Below are 15,233 nucleotides of genomic sequence, written 5' to 3'. Positions count from 1 at the left end.
TACTTGTGTAAAATTATGATAGCTTTTGATAAGTTCGCCACCATAAGTCGGGCATATCGCCATTTATCGCAGTTTGATAATCGTCATAGCGGCATGGAACCAGGTGATAACGCTCATTTTTAGATTGTCCGGATGGATACGGAACCTGCATCCACCAGCGATCTGATTTTTTACTTTTTACAAAAGTCATTTCGCCTGAGCCATCTTTTAAACTGGTTCTGTATATAATAAACTGCGATTTAGGTGTAAGTGGGAAATCCTTTTTACGGGCATAAAATCCATCTACAAAGTACCAAACCATCTGTGCCAGCAGAAAGGCGGTTTGTCCGTTACTATCATATGCCGGATTAAATTCATAGAATCCTATTGATGTCAGTTTATCATTCATGCCAGCGTAACGGGCAATTCTGCAAGCCTCTTCTCCATCAAAACCGTTGGGTGTAGTATTTGCATTGGCCACTGCATCAGCAGATCGAATTGCGCCAATGTCAAAGCTTACCATGTTCGCATTTCGAATAATTGGTTCAGTTAAAGTAATATCCTGAGCGAATTCGCCAATTCGGTGAACATCAAAATAAAGCTTATCCATTACGCTTAAACTTTCCTGATTTACAAAATAAGTTTGGTAGCCAATGTTGCTGAAATTGAAAAGATAATTTGGCTGGTGAAGGAAAATTTTATTCAGATAGCAATCAGAACGGGTTGCAATGCCTTCATGGTTATCGTCCTCGATATCGAATTGATTATCTATAATAACCAAATCAACTTTTTGTTCTAAATCTTCGTAACCCATGTATTGCGCATAGGTTAGATCTTGCCCTCCGCCAATAATAACCGGGATAATATCATTTTTAATCAACTCAGAAACAACCATTTTTACAGCAATATAAGTATCTGCCAATGTTGCACCCGGACGTATATTCCCTAAATCGACTAAACGGCTCGTAAAAGCACCTTCGTTTAATTTATAAAACTTTTCCCTAAAATAATCCGGACCAATTCCGCAGCCCTCGTTATTAATCGCACTTCTGCCATCAAGTACACCGAAAATTGCGATATCAAATTTTGTTTCTTCTAAATCAGGAAATGATTCGGTATAAAATTGTGTTTTTAAACCCAGCTGACTGGTATAAAACCCATCTTTAGGGGTAAATTGTTCGGCATTTAAAGGTGAAAAGAAATCGGTTAATGACATATATTTAAAACTATCGCCCCAAATATCTATTTTTGAATGCGTATTTTCACCTATAGCCCAAAAAAAATATAATGATACTCGTAACCGGCGGCACGGGATTTTTAGGATCTGAATTAATAAAACAGTTAACCGATAGTGGTTTGGCTGTTCGGGCTTTAAAGCGAAAAACTTCTGTAATTCCTTCAGTAATTGATAATAACCCTTTAATCGATTGGTTTGAAGCCGATATAAATGAGCCGGCAATACTGGAAGATGCTTTCATTGGCATTACAAAAGTATTTCACTGTGCGGCATTTGTTTCGCTTAATCCAAAGGATAAAAAGCAACTTTTTCATGTAAATATTGACGGTACATCAAACCTGGTAAATCTTTGTATTGAAAATAACTGCCGTTTATTGCATGTAAGTTCGGTTGCTGCACTGGGTAATGCGAAGAAGGGTATGCCAATAACTGAAAAGGATTTTTGGGAATACGATTCAAAAGCACATGCTTATGGTTTATCCAAGTATGAAAGTGAAATGGAAGTTTGGCGTGGCATCACCGAAGGTTTAGATGCAGTAATTGTAAATCCTTCTATAATTATTGGTAAAAACGCAGGTTTTGATGGTAGTGGTGCCATTTTTAAACTGGTAAAAGGAGGTTTTCCTTTTTATACCGATGGCGCTTCGGGCTTCGTTGATGTTGAGGATGTAGCCAGAGCCATGATGCTTTTAATGGAAAATCCAGTTACGGCCGAACGTTATATCATTTCTTCAGCGAACTACCATTATAAAGATTTATTTACTGCAATTGCGGAGGGTTTTAATGTTAAGCCGCCAACCAGGGAGGCCAAATCATGGATGCTTGGCATCGCCTGGAGAACCTTAAAGTTCTTTTCCAGCTTTACAGGAAAACAACCGTCGATTACCAAAGATACTGCAAACAGCAGTTTATCTTTAAGTTATTACAGCAACGAAAAAATAATTGAAGCAACCGGAATTCAGTTTAAACCAATTACTCAAAGTATCCAGGAGATTACCCAATATTTAAAATAATGCCTAAACAAAAAGCCTATTACATCATTGATTTTGACAGCACTTTTACGCAGGTTGAAGCGCTCGATGAGCTTGCCAGAATTTCCTTAAAAAAACACCCTGATAAAGAAGCTATCTTTCAAAAAATTGAAGATTACACCAACCAGGCAATGGAAGGTAAACTTTCCTTTTCTGAAAGCCTTGCCCAACGCGTTAAATTACTCGAAGCAAATGAAGACCATTTAAAACAGCTCATCAAACATTTAAAGAAAAAAGTGTCCACATCGTTTTCACGGAACGCAGAGTTCTTTAAAAAGCATGCCGATGAAGTGCTTATTGTTTCTGGCGGTTTCAAAGAGTTTATCACGCCGGTTGTAAGTCAGTATCATATTAAAAAGGAAAATATCTATGCCAATACATTTGTAACCACAGGTGATGGGAAAATTATAGATTACGACCATGCCAATCCGTTGAGTGAGGAAGGAGGAAAGGTAAAGCTGCTTCAACATTTAAAATTAGAAGGCGAATTGTTTGGCATTGGGGATGGTTATTCAGATTTTCAGCTTCGCGAAAGCGGCATGATTAATAAGTTTTTTGCTTTTACAGAAAATATTGCCCGCCAAACCATTATCGAAAAAGCCGATCACATTACGCCAAGCTTTGATGAATTTTTATACGTAAATAATTTACCAAGGGCAATCTCCTATCCAAAAAACAGGATTTTATGTCTCGTTATTGGCAATGTAGATCCAAAAAGTATCGCCATCCTTAAAAATGACGGTCTATCCATCAGGCATAAAACCTCGTTCGAAGAAAAATATGTTAAAGATGTCGGTATAATGCTTCTGGCTGATGGGGAGAAGATTGAAAAAGAGCAATTAAAAAATGCAGTTAAGCTTAAAACAATTGGTTATTTGGGTAACTCCAAAAATAAAATTGATGCAGGAATTTGTACCAAAATGGGCATTGTTATTTTTGATGATGTTAAATCAAACCCACGTAACCTCGATTTTATTCCAAAACGGATGATTGATTTTATGAATACGGGCACCACATACCTGAGTAGTAATTACCCGAATTTACAATTGCCTAAAATAGATAAATCGCACCGCCTGATTCATATTCATAAAAATATACCAGGTATTATGGCGCAAATTAATACCGTTTTTGCAAAACATAATATTAATATTGTCGGACAATTCTTAATGACCAATTCTGAAATTGGCTATGCAATTACCGATATTAATACAGAATATGATAAGCAATTATTTAAAGCGCTAAAGAAAATTGAACACACCATAAAATTTAGGGTGTTGTATTAAAGATTAATACCCTTTTGTTTGTCATCCTGAAGCTTTGACAACTTTTTAAATTTGTCAAAGCTAAAATTGTCGAAATGCTTAAAATTCAGTTTTTATAAGTCCTTCGACAGGCTACCATTTACGTTATTTGTTAACTTACTGAAATACATTAAATTATGAACTATGTATGTTTGCGTTTTATAAGGCCAAAGCACTGTTTCTCCGTTCCGCTTTAAACCGGCCTAATAAATTTTTGGGGATGCACTGTCCTAGCCAAAGCAAAACCTTAAATACAAAAACGGCGTAGCCCTCATGAATACCTATTAAAACAATAAATACTTATGAATAATTTTCAGCCGGCAATTATTAATTAGTTATCATTGTTTTTAATTGTATTAATGAGCTCGCAAAATGCTCGGTTTTGTTTCTTTTGTTGCCAAACCTGCGAAGCAAGCTTGAAGACCAATAAAAATATAAACTTATCTGAAAAACAAAAAAGCCTGTCCGGCCAGGACAAATAAAACACCCCGCCCTGCGGGCACCCCTCTAATAAGAGGGGAATAGCAAACGTCATTCATATTCATTTTTATGAAATAAATTACCCCTCAAGGATGACATTTGTATTTATGAGATAGCCTCTAAAATCGCTGATTAGGTTTTTTATCTTAAAAACTGATGCCTTTTCAGCAATAAATGCTTTGGGCTTCCAATAGCTTGCGAATGGTATATACCAGTATGCCCTGAAAATAAATAGGCCGTTGTGCAGGCAAGCGCAATGTAAATACCTGATTCAGTTCCGAACAATTCTAAACCCATAAAGATGCAGGCTAAGGGCGTATTTGCGGCTCCGGAAAAAACAGCGACGAAACCCATCCCCGCCAACAATCCGGCAGGAAGTGGAATAAAAAAGCTTAAGAAACTACCTAAGGTTGCCCCGATAAAAAATAAGGGGGTAACTTCTCCGCCTTTAAAACCGGTACTTAATGTTAAAGCTGTTAAAAATAGTTTAATGGCGAAAGTATAATAAGGCTCTTGTGCATTAAAAGATTCGGATATTACCGGAATACCTAATCCTACATAGCGTGTTGTGCCAGATAAAAAGATAATTACTATTAATATAAATCCACCGATTAGGGGCCGTAATGGCGGGTATTTTATTTGACCAAATATTGCCGACAAACGATGATTTAAAGCTGAAAAACTACGTGCAACCAAACCAAAAATTATTCCGGCACCAAGTGATAATAAAATCCTTAAGCCGTCGATCTGTGGTACTACCGAAATGGAATAATGGGTATGGCCAACGCCCCACATTTTGCAAACATAATCAGCAATAATGGCTGTTATAAAAGATGGTAATATAGCATTATACATTAAGGTACCAATAACAAAAACTTCGAGTCCAAATACAGCACCCGCTAATGGGGTTCCGAACACAGAAGCAAAGCCTGCACTAATACCACATATTAAAATGATTTTTCTGTCTCTGGGTTTCAGTTTAAAGATTTTGGTAAACTGATCGGCAAAAGCACCACCAATTTGAACGGCTGTTCCCTCTCTGCCTGCAGAACCTCCAAATAAATGGGTAATTATCGTTCCTGCAAAAATTAGCGGCGCCATCACTAAAGGAATTACTTTTTTAGGTGTTTGAAGTTCTTCAATTAAGAGGTTATTACCTTTAACAACTTCCTTTCCCCAATAGTGATAAGCCAGGCCAATTAATAAACCTGCAATTGGCAAAAAGCCAATTATCCACAAATGTTGCTCCCGATAATCGGTCACCAGATTTAGGGTTTCTAAAAATAAAGCAGAAGCTGAACCAACAATTCCACCGAGTAACGCGGAGAATAAAAGCCATTTAAAGCTATTCAGCAATAATACGCCAAACTCCATTCTGGTAAGGCGACTCAAGGACAGAAGAAAAGCTTCTGTTGATTTTTTAACAGGCATTTGAAATCAATTTTAATAAAAATCGTAGGAGTCATCAGCCTGTTTGGGCGGTTTTGGCGGTACCCCATCGCCATCGCTTCAAATGTATAAATTTTAGCTATTTGTTCCAAAAATCTTTAACACCTTTGTAGTGATACAACAAAACAATGGATTTTACACCTGAAATAAAAAACAAACTAAATCAGCTTCAAGAGAAATATACGGCAATGGGCCAGGATATGGCATCATATCTCGATGGATTGTTGTATGCCGATTTCTTAACCTACTGGGACTATATCCACCTGGATACACTTTTGAGTTTACAAAGCCCGAAAACGCCTTTTCCTGACGAAGAGATTTTTATCATGTATCATCAGATTACGGAGCTTTATTTTAAACTGACTTTGCATGAATGTAAACAAATTGCAACGCACAAAAATTTAACTGTTGATTTTTTTACAGCTCGCGTAAAACGGATTAATGCCTATTTCAATGCCTTAACAACTTCTTTCGGGGTTATGGTTGAAGGCATGGAAAAAGAACAGTTTTTGAAATTCAGAATGTCGCTTTTACCGGCCAGTGGTTTTCAATCCGGCCAATACCGGATGATTGAAATTTGCGCAACTGATTTTATTCGTTTAGTTGATAAAAGTAAAAGAATTGAATTGAGTACAGCAACACTTGAAGAACAGTTTGAACATATTTACTGGAAATTCGGTGCAACTGAACTCGCATCAGGCAAGCAGACGCTAACCCTGAAGCAATTTATTGAAAAATATTCGGCTCAATTTCTGCAACTGGCAAAAGACAGAGCCTTAACAAACTTTTCTGCTTTGTATCAACAGTTTCAGGCAAATGGCAACGATGTTTCTGCCTTGGGAGAAGAACTTCGCAAGCTTGATCTATATGTAAATGTGGAGTGGCCATTAGCACACTATAAATCTGCTGTCCGCTACCTTGAAAAAGATCCGGTTGATGTTGCCGCCACCGGTGGGACGAACTGGCAGAAATACCTGCCGCCGCGTTTTCAAAAAAGAATTTTTTACCCTTTCTTATGGACCGAAGAACAAATGGAAGAATGGGGTAAAGGTTGGGTACTTAGTGTGCTTAAAACACTAAAGAACAAAGATTAATATCCAGAAATGCTATTAAGATAGCCGCTTTTTTCTTAATTTGCGAAAATTAGTTAATGATATGGAATTGGCGAATATTCACCTTCACTAATTCAAAATTTCCTCATTCAAAATATAACGAAATATGACCGATACATTAGATATAAAAATTGCCAGAGCAGATAAAACACGGTTATCAGTTACGGATTTTTCGCAATTACCTTTCGGTAAAGTTTTTACCGACCATATGTTTACCGCCGATTTTGAAAATGGCGAATGGAAAAACCTGCAAATCTTACCTTACGGGCCAATTCCGATGAGTCCGGCCATTTCTGCACTTCACTATGGTCAGGCAATTTTCGAAGGTCTGAAAGCTTATCGTCAGCCAGACGGAAAGATTAGCGTATTCCGTGCTGATAAAAACTTTGAAAGATTTAATAAATCTGCAGCCAGAATGTCGATGCCGACCATTCCTGAAGAAATTTTTATGCAGGGATTAGCTGCGCTGATAAATATAGATGAAAAATGGGTGCCTTCACAGGAAGATTATGCTTTATACATTCGTCCTGTCATGTTTGCAACAGATCCTTATTTAGGTGTAAAAGCGTCAGAGACTTACAAATTTGCCTTGCTTACCACGCCAACCGGACCATATTACAGCAGCGCTTTAAAAGTTAAAATAGAAACCGAATTTACAAGAGCTGACGATGGTGGCGTTGGCTTTGCCAAAACTGCAGGTAACTACGCCCGTTCGCTTTATCCGTTTGAAGAGGCAAAAAAAGAAGGTTTTGACCAGTTAATCTGGACAGACGCTATTAACCACGAATACATAGAAGAAGCCGGAACAGCTAACTTAATTTTTGTAATTAACGGAAAATTGGTTACACCATCCGTTCGTAGTACGGTATTAGATGGCGTTACACGCGATACAATTATTAAACTTGCAACTGCTGCAGGCATAGCAGTTGAAGAGCGCAGGGTATCTGTTAAAGAGGTAATTGAAGGCATTGAAAATGGTAGTTTAACGGAGGCTTTTGCTGCAGGAACAGCCGCAACAGTAACACACATTGGGGAGATTGGTTACTTGGGTAAAACATATAAACTTACCGATTCGTCTACAAGAACCATTTCTAATGGCATTGCTAAAAAACTAAATGATATCCGTTACGGTTTAGCAACTGATGAATTTGGGTGGAACTGGGTTTTATAATAGAATATTAAATTAAAAAAAAATGCCCTAAACTTTCTCAAGCTTAGGGCATTTTTTTGCTTTAGTCTTTAAGCTATCCGCTTATTTATCTAATATTACAACACCCTTAGCTTCGAAAGCTAATTCTTTTTTGGGGTCTGTAATTTTAGCAACTTCTTCAGGTGTCTTTTTTGCGTCTTCGGCATAATGGCGCAAGGTTTCTACAGAAATGGTCTGTTTTTTTGCAATACCGTCCAATACAACTTTTTTGCCCACAATATCCATTGGCATAAAGAATGCATAATCTTTAAATGTTACACGCATGGGTTCTCCGTTAGGCATTTCCAAAGTCATCCAGCAGCCCTTCTTTTTGCACACATCTACAACTTTACCTTCAATCTTCATGTCAGCCGTAGTTTTATCGCCCATTGCAGCCTCTAATTTTGCAACAGGTTTAACATTGCCCGGCGTTACATTTTCGCCAAATTTCTGGCCTGTAAATGCTGTTTGTGCAAAAGCGAATACGCCGATTAAGCAAAACCCCAGGCTTAAAATAATTTTTTTCATACTCTTTTATTATATTAATTTTTTCATTCCGGAAATTATCTACCTCAAAAGTATTTAAAATTTATTCAATTATTAAAACAAAAAATCCTCGCTAGCACCGGCTAACGAGGAGAATCATCCCTATTGTTGTAAGTCACATCCCATGACGTACATCATAGTATGTAAGACAAACGTTACTCCAAAAATTGAAAAGTTAATTTTATATTGTTAAATACCTTATTATCAGGTTGTTGTAAGAAAATTATAGCTGGGTAGATAATTTTTAATTGGGGAAATGGGGAAAAATGATTTTATAAATGTGGAAATCCGACAACTATATTCCCCAATATTTAAATACTTTAACCGAAGATTAGGCTAAAGACTTCTTCAATTTTACTTACCGCTTTAATTTCCAGGTTATATTTTTCGATGTTTATGCCTTTCATATTATACTTTGAAATATAAATAACTTCAAAGCCTAATTTATCGGCTTCTGCAATTCGTTGTTCTATCCGGTTTACTGCTCTGATTTCGCCTGATAAACCAACTTCTGCCGCAAAACAATTTTTAGAAGAGACCGGAATATCCTGGTGTGAAGAAATAACAGCAATCAGCACCGCTAAATCAATCGCCGGGTCCTCGACCCTTATACCGCCGGCAATATTTAAAAAAACATCCTGGGTGCTTAATCTGAAGCCACAACGTTTTTCTAAAACAGCCAGAAGCATATTCATCCTTTTGGTGTCGAACCCTGTAGCAGATCTTTGTGGTGTTCCATAAGCGGCAGCACTTACCAGTGCCTGGGTTTCGATTAACATGGGTCTTGCGCCTTCCAGCATTGCTGCAATGGCAATACCGCTAAGTTCTTCATCGCGTTGTGTTAATAATATTTCTGATGGATTGGAAACTTCCCTTAAACCGCTTCCCTGCATTTCATAAATACCCAATTCTGCTGCGGCCCCAAACCTGTTTTTAATTGAGCGTAGGATGCGATAAACATGGTGCCTGTCGCCCTCGAACTGAAGAACGGTATCAACCATGTGTTCTAAAATTTTCGGACCGGCAATGGCGCCATCTTTGGTAATATGACCAATCAAAAACACGGGTGTGCCGGTTTCTTTTGCAAACCGCAGCAATTCTGCCGTACATTCGCGAACCTGCGAAACGCTTCCCGGTGTAGATTCGATGTGGGCGGAGTGTAAAGTTTGAATGGAATCGATAACTACAATTTCGGGCTCAAGAATCTCGATTTGCTTAAAAATATTCTGGGTTGATGTTTCTGTTAAAATATAGCAATCAGCAGAAGGCGATTCCGTAATCCGTTCCGCCCTCATTTTAATTTGCTGTTCACTTTCTTCACCCGATACGTATAAAAGCTTTTTACCCTTTAAATTTAAAGCAAGCTGAAGCATGAGTGTCGATTTTCCGATTCCGGGTTCACCGCCAATTAAAATTAAAGATCCTTCAACCAGGCCACCTCCAAGAACGCGATCCAATTCTTTATCTCCTGTTAGCATTCTGCGCTCCGGCGAACGTTCAATTTCGTTTACTTTACTTGGCTTGCTGAGTTTTCGTGCAGGAGCAGCATCATTTTTCCAGGTTGGTACAGTAGTTGGGTTTTTCTCAACAATTTCTTCTACAAAGGTATTCCATTGATTACATGACGGGCATTTACCAAGCCATTTAGCCGATTCATATCCGCAACTCTGACAGAAATACGCTGTTTTTGTTTTTGCCAATTGATTTCAGGTTTAGATCCGATAGCTATCGGATAACAAATTTAAATTTTATAGCACGCAAAAGCTAAATCATTTTTGCACAAAAAAACGCCTGATGCCGTTAAGGCGTCAGACGTTTTCCTTTAATTTAACCTTGTGTTAAAGCTTTATTTCTTCATCTTTCGATGAAATGAAATGAAACTCCGTTAAATGATAAGCAGGTTGTGCTTTAACCTTTACCCACTGGCCATATTTAAAAAACCAGCGACGCTGTAAGTTGAAAATACCTTTTGTGATGTATGCTTCAATATAAGGATGCACACAAAGGGTAACGCCTTTTTCGTTTTGTTCCGATAAAATATAGTTCAGGTTATTTTCAATATCATCCATCAGAACGATACTTGCTTTTATCTCACCTGTTCCGCCACACGCCGGGCATTTTTCAACCGTAACAATATTCATTTCCGGGCGAACACGTTGCCGGGTAATTTGCACTAAACCAAATTTACTAGGGGGTAAAATGGTGTGTTTAGCGCGATCCAGCAACATCAGTTCGCGTAAATAATCGAATAATATTTTACGGTTCGTTGGTTTATGCATATCGATAAAATCGATTACCACTATACCTCCCATGTCACGTAAACGCAGTTGACGGGCAATTTCTTTTGCCGCTTCCTTATTCACCTGTAAAGCGTTTTCTTCCTGATTCTCTTTACTGGCTGTTCGGTTACCACTATTTACATCGATTACGTGTAATGCTTCGGTATGTTCAACAACCAAATAAGCACCACCCGGTAAATTTACCGTTTTGCCGAAAGCATTTTTAATTTGCTTTTCGATTCCAAAATGTTCAAATACAGGTTCTTTATGTTTGTAAAGCTTCACGATTTTTTCCATTTCCGGGGAAATATCGTGTACATAAGAACGAATATCATCATACAGCTCGGGCGTACTTACATAAACATTTGTAAAGTCAGGATTCAGGATATCACGGATTAATGTAGATGACCTGTCCATTTCGCCCCACACCCTTTTCGAAGGTTCGGCTGTAGGTAATTTTTTAATAAAGGTTTCCCATTTTGCAACCAGATCCAGCAGATCTTTTTGCATTTCAGCAACACCTCTTCCTTCAGAAACAGTTCTGATGATTACCCCAAAATTTTGAGGTTTAATACTTTCTATAATCTTTTTTAAGCGATTACGTTCGGTATTACTTTTTATTTTTTTTGATATGGATATGGTATTGGAGAATGGCACCAGTACCACATACCTGCCGGCAATAGATAGATCGGAACTTAAACGAGGTCCTTTTGTAGAAATTGGCTCTTTAGCAATTTGTACAGGCAGGAGCATGTTCTTACTAAGCACATCAGATATTTTACCCGCCTTATTAATATCGGCCTCGAGTTTTAAATTATCTAATAATGTGCCTGTAACCGAGCCATTACGCTTGATCTTCGTTAGCTTAATTAAAGATTGTACCTGAGGGCCTAAATCAAAATAATGCAAAAATGCATCTTTTTCATAACCAACATCCACAAAAGCAGCATTCAGGCCAGGCATAATTTTTTTAATGCGACCTAAATAAATATCGCCTACGGCGTAGTTATTATTGATTTGTTCTTTATGAAGCTCAACAAGTTGTTTGTCTTCAATCAAAGCTATGGTAACTCCGGCAGGAGTCGAATTGATAATTAATTCTTTTACCAACAGCTACAGATTTAAGGCTTTCGCCTATTAACAAATGGATAGTAAAAATAAAAATACAGTGAGATAGCCCCAAATTGTTATACAATAGAAATCATATATAAGTATTTAAACCTCATAGGTGTGCTATGAGGTTTAAAAGGCTAAATCAAAATAAGAAACTATTTTTTCTTATGTCTGTTTTTTCTTAAACGTTTTTTACGTTTGTGCGTAGCCATTTTATGTCTTTTTCTTTTTTTACCGCTTGGCATAATTTTAAGTTTTAAATGTTTTTATTAATCTGTTAATTAATTTTTATTCTTTAGCTCAGCAACTTTTTTATCAATGAATGACGATAAAGTTGGATTTGCCGCTAATTTTTTACTTTTTAAATAGGCTTCAACAGCTTCTTTATTTTTGTTTAAATTTTCTAAAGCCGTAGCCAGATAAAAATAGGCTTCAGGTGTTGGCGCTGTTTCAATAACCGTATTAAAACGGGGAATTGCTTTGTCGAACTGACCTGATTTAATCGAAAATAAACCAAGATTCATATTTGCTTTAACGTTCTTAGGGTCTTTAGCAACAACCTCAAGCAACATTGCAATCCCTTGCATTGGTGCACCTAAGCCGTTAACTATTGTAACACCTAATCCTGTCTTGGCATCTATATTTTCTTTATCTAATGCCAAAGCTTTTGTAAAAGAAGTATTGGCTTTCTGCAATAAGGCAGGTTGCGCTAAACTATCTTGTGTGCTTTCGAAAGCCTTTAGAAACTTGTTGCCCGATGCTAACCAATTTACTGACGATGGTTTTGCTTCTGCTACAACTTCTAAATATAATGCTGATGGTGTTAGTTGTTCAACATCGTCCCATTTCTGAGCCAGTTGTTGAGCCAGTTCAACTCTTTCAGCGCCTGTTGCACCTTTATAACTGTTTTCTAAGGCTGTAATATCAGTTGCTAAACTCTTGTTAATTACATTTTTAGCAGCTTCAGATGTTGTTTGAATATTTAATCCGGAAGATGCGGTTGCTGATTCTGACATTTGACCAGATGCAGGCATTTTACCATTCTCTTCTGTAGGTTTAACTAAACCTTTAATGTCTCTTGTAAACAGAAATGCAACAAGCAATAAAATCGCTCCAATAATGATGGTTTGTTTTAATCTGATGCTACTGTTCACTTGACTGGTTTTAAGCTTCTACTTTAATTTTTTTCGAATTATTTTTCACTTTATCAACAAATACTTTTGCTGGTTTAAAGCTTGGAACAAAATGTTCAGGGATAATTATTGCAGTGTTTTTAGAGATATTTCTGGCTGTTTTTTGAGCCCTCTTTTTAACAACAAAGCTTCCGAAGCCTCTAACATAAACATTTTCACCGCCAATCATGCTGGTTTTGATCACCTTGAAGAATGCCTCAACTGTTTCCTGCACATCAACCTTTTCAATTCCGGTTTTTGTTGATATTTCTGAAATAATATCTGCCTTAGTCATATTTTATTATTTATTATATATTGTGTATTAATATTATCAGTGTTTTGGGGTTGCAAAAGTATTGCTTTTTAATGAGATAGGGAAATAAAAGATGATTTTTTTATCTATTATCTCATCAGGCTATTGCAAGTTTTTTTAAAACCAATAATTACACCGTAATTTGCGGGAATGATATTCCAGAATAAACTTATAACGTGGTATCTGATACATAAAAGAGATTTGCCCTGGCGACACACAAATGATGCTTATGTAATATGGCTTTCAGAAATTATTTTACAACAAACCCGGGTTGAACAGGGACTGCCTTATTTTAATAAATTTTTGGAAAATTTTCCGACTGTTACAGATTTTGCAGCGGCCAGTGAAGCTAAAGTGTTAAAACTATGGCAGGGCCTGGGCTATTATTCGCGCGGAAGGAATATGCATAACACCGCTCAAATTGTTGTGAATAATTATAACGGCATATTTCCGACCCTTCATGATGATCTGATTAAACTTAAAGGTATTGGAGAATATACGGCGGCAGCCATTTCTTCTTTTTCTTCCGGCGAAGCCAGGGCAGTTGTAGATGGAAATGTTTTCAGGGTTTTAGCACGTTATTATGGTATTGATACGCCGATCAATTCGCCCGAAGGTAAAAAACAGTTTTTTAAACTTGCCAATGAATTGCTTTATACAGAAGATCCGGCATTGTATAATCAGGCCATAATGGAGTTCGGTGCCATTCAGTGTAAACCCAAATCGCCTGATTGCAGCATATGTCCGTTGAATATAGAATGTTATGCGCTTAAAAATAATGCTGTTGGCCAGTTGCCGGTAAAGTTAGCTAAAGCAGAAAAAAAACATCGTTATTTTAACTACCTGGTTAGCACGGTAGATGATAAAATCTTGGTAAGGGAAAGACAGGCAGGTGATATCTGGCAGCATCTGTACGATTTTCCATGTATAGAGACCACCGGATTTTCAACTGAAGAAGACGAAACACTGGAATTTACAGTAAAATCAAATTTTGGCGGTGAAACAGAAATTACATTCATAAGCTATAAAAAGCATGTATTAACTCACCAAATTATCCATGTAAGATTTTTTGCTTTAAAAAATTATATATTTAACTTTAATAAACAAAAGGAACTTAATTGGGTTTCTTTTAATACATTGGATGAATTACCGCAACCTAATGTAATCAGAAATTTTATCGAAGAAAATTTTTGATGCTTATGAGGGCCTAACTAACCTTCGTTAATCGGTATCGTGAATCATTTAGAAATAAAACTAACCAAAAAAAGATATTTTATGTCCGGGATTAACAAAGTTATTTTAGTCGGGCACTTGGGTAAAGATCCCGAAGTGCGACATTTAGATGGAGGCGTTACAGTTGCCAGCTTTCCATTAGCTACATCAGAAACGTACAATAAAGACGGAAAGCGTGTTGAACAAACGGAATGGCATAATATCGTTTTATGGAGAGGTTTGGCAGAAGTTGCATCAAAATACCTGCAAAAAGGTAAACTTGTATATATAGAAGGAAAATTAAGAACCAGATCTTTTGAAGATAAAGAAAAGGTTAAAAAATATGTAACCGAAATCGTTGCCGAAAATTTTACAATGTTGGGCAGAAAGAGTGACTTTGAACCAGGGCAACCTGTTAGCCATGTTCAAAATAATGAAACAAAAATCGAAGATGAATTTACCATCCGGCCAAATGATGAAAATGGTGATCTGCCATTTTAAATTGGGTTAAGTTATAAAAATAAAATGTCATCTTGAGGGATAATTTCTAGATCTCGTCCTTTCAAGGGGTAATTTATTATATAAAAATCAACATAAATGACAGGAGAATTTAAAGGAGATAATCTCCTCGAATCTTCGTCATCCGATAGCTACCGGATTCGACCGCAGTGGAGAAATCTTTTTAATTTCATTTCAATACTTGATTCAAAGATCTCTCCATTCCGTTTCACTCCAGTCGAGAAATCTGTCTGGATAGATCTCTCCCTGCCTACCACAGGCAGGCATTTCGACAGGCTCAATGTGAAATGTCATTAAGTTC

At 37.1% G+C, this 15,233-nt stretch carries 13 protein-coding genes and 1 riboswitch; of the genes, 6 read left to right on the top strand and 7 right to left on the bottom strand.

Annotated features, from left to right (window positions below; translation table 11 throughout):
• Positions 1-13: 13 nt before the first annotated feature.
• On the bottom strand, positions 14-1,195 hold the full coding sequence (locus tag O0931_RS10800) for a formimidoylglutamase (RefSeq protein ID WP_269415590.1): 1,182 nt from the start codon (positions 1,193-1,195) through the stop codon (positions 14-16).
• Positions 1,196-1,266: 71 nt separating this feature from the next.
• Here O0931_RS10800 and O0931_RS10795 point away from each other — a divergent pair, with 71 nt between their 5' ends.
• Positions 1,267-2,229: an NAD-dependent epimerase/dehydratase family protein gene (locus O0931_RS10795; protein ID WP_269415589.1), complete on the top strand. Its 963-nt coding sequence runs from the start codon at positions 1,267-1,269 to the stop codon at positions 2,227-2,229.
• Positions 2,229-3,530 carry an HAD-IB family phosphatase gene (locus O0931_RS10790; protein ID WP_269415588.1) on the top strand — a complete coding sequence of 434 codons (1,302 nt, stop codon included), beginning with the start codon at positions 2,229-2,231 and terminating at the stop codon, positions 3,528-3,530. Before O0931_RS10795 ends, O0931_RS10790 begins: the two co-directional genes overlap by 1 nt.
• A 639-nt stretch (positions 3,531-4,169) precedes the next feature.
• On the opposite strand, the gene O0931_RS10785 is transcribed toward O0931_RS10790, so the two are convergent.
• Complete coding sequence (locus O0931_RS10785) at positions 4,170-5,459, bottom strand: voltage-gated chloride channel family protein (protein WP_269415587.1); 1,290 nt, start codon at positions 5,457-5,459, stop codon at positions 4,170-4,172.
• Positions 5,460-5,477: 18 nt separating this feature from the next.
• Positions 5,478-5,540, bottom strand: a riboswitch (Fluoride riboswitch).
• A gap of 65 nt (positions 5,541-5,605) precedes the next feature.
• Here O0931_RS10785 and O0931_RS10780 point away from each other — a divergent pair.
• Positions 5,606-6,571: a tryptophan 2,3-dioxygenase family protein gene (locus O0931_RS10780; RefSeq protein ID WP_269415586.1), complete on the top strand. Its 966-nt coding sequence runs from the start codon at positions 5,606-5,608 to the stop codon at positions 6,569-6,571.
• Positions 6,572-6,695: 124 nt separating this feature from the next.
• The gene (locus tag O0931_RS10775) at positions 6,696-7,760 is read left to right on the top strand and encodes a branched-chain amino acid aminotransferase (protein WP_269415585.1); all 1,065 of its coding nucleotides are present in this window, start codon (positions 6,696-6,698) and stop codon (positions 7,758-7,760) included.
• 81 nt (positions 7,761-7,841) lie between these two features.
• Here the strand turns inward: O0931_RS10775 and O0931_RS10770 are convergent, their stop codons facing one another.
• The 5 genes from O0931_RS10770 to O0931_RS10745 form a co-directional block, all read right to left on the bottom strand.
• Positions 7,842-8,306, bottom strand: a complete 465-nt coding sequence (locus tag O0931_RS10770; protein WP_269415584.1) for a DUF4920 domain-containing protein — start codon at positions 8,304-8,306, stop codon at positions 7,842-7,844.
• A 338-nt stretch (positions 8,307-8,644) separates the two neighbouring features.
• Positions 8,645-10,024, bottom strand: a complete 1,380-nt coding sequence (gene radA, locus O0931_RS10765; protein ID WP_269415583.1) for a DNA repair protein RadA — start codon at positions 10,022-10,024, stop codon at positions 8,645-8,647.
• 138 nt (positions 10,025-10,162) lie between these two features.
• Positions 10,163-11,713 carry an Rne/Rng family ribonuclease gene (locus tag O0931_RS10760; protein ID WP_269415582.1) on the bottom strand — a complete coding sequence of 517 codons (1,551 nt, stop codon included), beginning with the start codon at positions 11,711-11,713 and terminating at the stop codon, positions 10,163-10,165.
• 284 nt (positions 11,714-11,997) lie between these two features.
• Entirely contained in the window at positions 11,998-12,870 is an 873-nt protein-coding gene (locus tag O0931_RS10750; protein WP_269415581.1) for a tetratricopeptide repeat protein, read from the bottom strand.
• Positions 12,871-12,880: 10 nt separating this feature from the next.
• The gene (locus O0931_RS10745) at positions 12,881-13,183 is read right to left on the bottom strand and encodes an HU family DNA-binding protein (protein WP_269415580.1); all 303 of its coding nucleotides are present in this window, start codon (positions 13,181-13,183) and stop codon (positions 12,881-12,883) included.
• 168 nt (positions 13,184-13,351) lie between these two features.
• Between O0931_RS10745 and mutY the strand changes: the two genes are divergently transcribed.
• On the top strand, positions 13,352-14,395 hold the full coding sequence (gene mutY, locus O0931_RS10740; RefSeq protein ID WP_269415579.1) for an A/G-specific adenine glycosylase: 1,044 nt from the start codon (positions 13,352-13,354) through the stop codon (positions 14,393-14,395).
• Positions 14,396-14,476: 81 nt separating this feature from the next.
• A complete protein-coding gene (locus tag O0931_RS10735; protein WP_269415578.1) occupies positions 14,477-14,914 on the top strand; it encodes a single-stranded DNA-binding protein in 438 nt (145 codons plus the stop codon).
• Positions 14,915-15,233: the final 319 nt, after the last annotated feature.

Source organism: Pedobacter rhodius, from assembly GCF_027213645.1.
Classification (GTDB): domain Bacteria; phylum Bacteroidota; class Bacteroidia; order Sphingobacteriales; family Sphingobacteriaceae; genus Pedobacter; species Pedobacter rhodius.
Note: the sequence above shows the minus strand (reverse complement) of the source record. Positions and strands in the feature narration are given on the sequence as shown.

Excerpts from the sequence above, each read along its gene's own strand:
- O0931_RS10800 (WP_269415590.1), bottom strand. The coding sequence starts at position 1,195 with ATGTCATTAACCGATTTCTTTTCACCTTTAAATGCCGAACAATTTACC.
- O0931_RS10795 (WP_269415589.1), top strand. The coding sequence starts at position 1,267 with ATGATACTCGTAACCGGCGGCACGGGATTTTTAGGATCTGAATTAATA.
- O0931_RS10790 (WP_269415588.1), top strand. The coding sequence starts at position 2,229 with ATGCCTAAACAAAAAGCCTATTACATCATTGATTTTGACAGCACTTTT.
- O0931_RS10785 (WP_269415587.1), bottom strand. The coding sequence starts at position 5,459 with ATGCCTGTTAAAAAATCAACAGAAGCTTTTCTTCTGTCCTTGAGTCGC.
- O0931_RS10780 (WP_269415586.1), top strand. The coding sequence starts at position 5,606 with ATGGATTTTACACCTGAAATAAAAAACAAACTAAATCAGCTTCAAGAG.
- O0931_RS10775 (WP_269415585.1), top strand. The coding sequence starts at position 6,696 with ATGACCGATACATTAGATATAAAAATTGCCAGAGCAGATAAAACACGG.
- O0931_RS10770 (WP_269415584.1), bottom strand. The coding sequence starts at position 8,306 with ATGAAAAAAATTATTTTAAGCCTGGGGTTTTGCTTAATCGGCGTATTC.
- O0931_RS10745 (WP_269415580.1), bottom strand. The coding sequence starts at position 13,183 with ATGACTAAGGCAGATATTATTTCAGAAATATCAACAAAAACCGGAATT.
- mutY (WP_269415579.1), top strand. The coding sequence starts at position 13,352 with ATGATATTCCAGAATAAACTTATAACGTGGTATCTGATACATAAAAGA.
- O0931_RS10735 (WP_269415578.1), top strand. The coding sequence starts at position 14,477 with ATGTCCGGGATTAACAAAGTTATTTTAGTCGGGCACTTGGGTAAAGAT.